This window comes from Streptococcus sp. CL8.13, assembly GCF_049737895.1.
Window position 1 is genome coordinate 1 of sequence record NZ_JBKOTT010000115.1, and the last position, 2,795, is coordinate 2,795.

The window sequence follows — 2,795 nt, forward strand, 5'->3', positions numbered from 1 at the left end:
TCTGACCTAGCTGGTGTCGCAGTCTTTGCGGACAATGCCCAAGAAGAACGTGAAAAGCAATTTGACTACAAGTCACTCTTGAAGGTAACCAATATTGATGTCAAGAACCAAGCCATCGATGTTGAGGTTGGCAATATCTTTGACGAAGATTAAGAGATAGAACTAAAGGTTGGAACGATTGTCCCAGCCTTTCTTTGCAAATAGAATAGAAGGAAGCTTATGAAAACACCATTTATCAATAAAGAAGACTTAGAAGCGATTGTTGCTGAGTTCCCGACACCCTTTCACTTGTATGATGAGAAGGGGATTCGTGAGAAGGCAAGAGCTGTCAACCAAGCCTTTTCTTGGAACAAGGGCTTTAAGGAATATTTTGCAGTTAAGGCAACTCCAACACCAGCTATCCTGAAAATCCTCCAAGAGGAAGGTTGCGGTGTGGACTGTTCTAGTTATGTAGAACTCTTGATGAGTCACAAACTGGACTTTCCGGGTTCTGAAATTATGTTCTCCTCTAACAACACGCCAGACAAGGAATATGCCTATGCGCGTGAATTGGGTGCAACCATTAACTTGGATGCCTTTGAAGATATTGAACATCTGGAGCGAGCGGCAGGCATTCCAGAAATCATCTCTTGTCGTTACAATCCTGGCGGTGTTTTTGAACTGGGGACAGACATCATGGACAATCCTGGAGAGGCAAAGTTTGGCATGACCAAGGACCAGCTCTTTGAAGCCTTTGCCATCTTGAAGGAAAAAGGAGCCAAGACTTTTGGGATTCACTCCTTCCTAGCATCTAATACGGTGACCTATCTCTACTATCCAGAGTTGGCTCGTCAGCTTTTTGAATTGGCTGTTGAAATCAAGGAAAAGTTGGGTATTTCGCTAGACTTTATCAATCTTTCTGGTGGTATTGGTGTTAACTATCGTCCAGATCAGGAGCCAAACGATATCGCCTTGATTGGTGAGGGAGTTCGCAAGGTGTATGAAGAAGTTCTTACACCAGCAGGTCTTGGTGAGGTCAAGATTTTCACAGAATTGGGTCGCTTTATGTTAGCCCCTCACGGAGCTTTGGTCACAAGAGTCACTCATAAGAAGAAAACTTACCGTACCTATCTAGGTGTGGATGCATCAGCGGTCAACCTCATGCGTCCAGCCATGTACGGAGCCTACCACCATATCACCAATCTGACTCATCCAGAAGGACCAGCTGAGGTGGTAGATGTGGTCGGTTCACTCTGCGAAAACAATGATAAATTTGCAGTGAATCGCGAGTTACCTCATACAGAAATCGGTGATTTGTTGGTAATTCATGATACAGGTGCCCACGGTTTTTCAATGGGCTATCAGTACAACGCCAAACTTCGTTCTGCGGAAATCCTCTATACTGAAGAAGGCAAAGCGCGTCAAATCCGCCGTGCAGAGCGCCCTGAGGACTATTTTGCAACCTTGTATGATTTTGATTTTGAAGAATAAAATGATAATTAATTGAAAATGAAATTGAAAAACAGATTGCTTTCTAAAAAATAGGCAAAAATCTTGTTTTTCCTTCAAGTCGTGATATAATAAAACTATAAAACGTTTTCAAGGAAGGTAACGATATGTCTGAAGAAACAATTGATTATGGACAAGTGACAGGAATGGTGCATTCGACAGAAAGCTTTGGTTCGGTAGATGGGCCTGGTATTCGCTTTATTGTCTTTTTGCAGGGCTGTCACATGCGTTGCCAGTATTGCCACAATCCAGACACATGGGCTATGGAGTCCAATAAATCACGTGAACGGACAGTAGATGATGTCTTGGCAGAGGCCTTGCGCTACCGCGGTTTCTGGGGAAATAAGGGTGGTATTACAGTCAGTGGGGGAGAAGCCCTCTTGCAGATTGATTTCTTGATTGCCCTCTTCACCAAGGCTAAAGAACAAGGAATCCACTGTACCTTGGATACCTGTGCCCTTCCATTCCGTAATAAACCACGTTACCTTGAAAAGTTTGACAAGCTCATGGCTGTCACTGACTTGGTTCTCTTGGATATTAAGGAAATCAATGAAGAACAGCATAGGATCGTTACTAGCCAAACTAATAAAAACATATTGGCCTGTGCCCAGTATCTATCAGATATTGGAAAACCTGTCTGGATTCGCCACGTGCTAGTTCCAGGTTTGACAGATAGAGACGATGATTTGATTGAACTTGGTAAGTTCGTCAAGACCCTCAAAAATGTTGATAAGTTTGAAATCCTGCCTTATCACACCATGGGTGAGTTCAAGTGGCGTGAACTGGGAATTCCATATTCCCTCGAAGGGGTCAAACCACCAACAGCAGATCGCGTGAAAAATGCTAAAAAACTCATGGATACCGAAAGTTATCAAGACTACATGAAACGTGTACATGGATAAAAAAGAAGCCTGATGGAAACATCGGGCTTTTGATACTCAATGAAAATCAAAGAGCGAACTAGGAAGCTAGCCGCAGGCTGCTCAAAACATGGTTTTGAGGTTGTGGATAGAACTGACGAAGTCAGTAACATATATACGGCAAGGCGAAGCTGACGTGGTTTGAAGAGATTTTCGAAGAGTATGACTTGCAAAAAGACTTAGCAAACCAGCTAAGCCTTTTTCTTCTTATCTCGAACGTTGTTTTCCAGCGTTGCGATTTTTGTGTTTTTTCTTGCTTGTGATAGCAGTTGGTTGTTCAGGAGTAACGTCTTTTCGTCCACTTGGTGTTGAGAAAGAACGTGCTTTTGGTGGGTTCTTGGCTAGTTCTTCACGGACTTTTTTGCGAAGTTTTGGACGAACGATATA

Annotated in this window: 2 protein-coding genes and 2 pseudogenes; 3 read left to right on the top strand and 1 reads right to left on the bottom strand. The window is 43.1% G+C overall.

The window, feature by feature from the left end; genetic code table 11:
• The 3 genes and pseudogenes from ACLNCN_RS04370 to pflA all read left to right on the top strand — a co-directional run.
• Nucleotides 1-153 (top strand): annotated as a pseudogene (locus tag ACLNCN_RS04370) (pur operon repressor); the annotation flags it as partial.
• 66 nt (nucleotides 154-219) lie between these two features.
• A complete protein-coding gene (locus ACLNCN_RS04375; RefSeq protein WP_424844706.1) occupies nucleotides 220-1,470 on the top strand; it encodes a diaminopimelate decarboxylase in 1,251 nt (416 codons plus the stop codon).
• Nucleotides 1,471-1,595: 125 nt separating this feature from the next.
• On the top strand, nucleotides 1,596-2,390 hold the full coding sequence (pflA, locus tag ACLNCN_RS04380) for a pyruvate formate-lyase-activating protein (RefSeq protein WP_424844707.1): 795 nt from the start codon (nucleotides 1,596-1,598) through the stop codon (nucleotides 2,388-2,390).
• Nucleotides 2,391-2,615: 225 nt separating this feature from the next.
• On the opposite strand, the pseudogene ACLNCN_RS04385 reads toward pflA, so the two are convergent.
• Nucleotides 2,616-2,795: pseudogene (locus ACLNCN_RS04385) on the bottom strand (membrane protein insertase YidC); the annotation flags it as partial.

Excerpts from the sequence above, each read along its gene's own strand:
- ACLNCN_RS04375 (WP_424844706.1), top strand. The coding sequence starts at position 220 with ATGAAAACACCATTTATCAATAAAGAAGACTTAGAAGCGATTGTTGCT.
- pflA (WP_424844707.1), top strand. The coding sequence starts at position 1,596 with ATGTCTGAAGAAACAATTGATTATGGACAAGTGACAGGAATGGTGCAT.